The following is a 639-nucleotide window of genomic DNA, read 5'->3' on the forward strand; positions in this document are numbered from 1 at the left end:
AGCCCAAGAGTAATTCCCACCCTACTCTTGGACCTTTTATTCAAACTTCAACCCTAAAAATCAATTCTCATAGATTTCATATCCTCTTGCTACATCTGATTCACTTACGATATGAGGGATATTATCCCAACCTCCATCTATATCTAATACTGTTTTTACCTCTCGGTCTACATCAAACATTTCTACTGGTAAAAGTTCTACAGAAGAACCTGTTAATTCAAAGGATTCTAAAGATGGTAAATCTTTTAACTCTTTCGGCAATGATTTAATAGAGCTTCTCCTGATTTGAACATACTCAAGTTCTTTTAACTCTCCTATTTTTGGTAATAGTTTTGAAATAGGGGCATCTCGATAAATAAGCTTCTTTAGATGTTTATAATTATAAAATACATCAAATGCTTCTTCCTTGTTCATATATTTCCAATAGTGACCATCAATTACAAACTCTTCTATATTCTTGCATTGAGCTAAATCTTCAAAAGGGAATGTGACAAAGTTATCTAACTCTGTAACTCTAAATTTCTTAAGGCTGTTATGACTGTTTTTTAAAAGAGAACCAAAATTCCTGAATTTTTTACAACCCGAAATAATCAACATTTTATACTTATGGTGTAAATAACTTTCTGGAAGTTGTACTAT

At 31.5% G+C, this 639-nt stretch carries 1 protein-coding gene; it reads right to left on the reverse strand.

Going from position 1 to position 639, the window contains the following annotated elements:
• Positions 1-60 precede the first annotated feature (60 nt).
• Positions 61-639 (reverse strand): leucine-rich repeat domain-containing protein (locus tag HHU12_RS34475; protein WP_205960102.1); only part of this gene is annotated, 579 nt, incomplete at its 5' end.

It is taken from the genome of Flammeovirga aprica JL-4, from assembly GCF_012844305.1.
Classification (GTDB): Bacteria; Bacteroidota; Bacteroidia; order Cytophagales; family Flammeovirgaceae; genus Flammeovirga; species Flammeovirga aprica.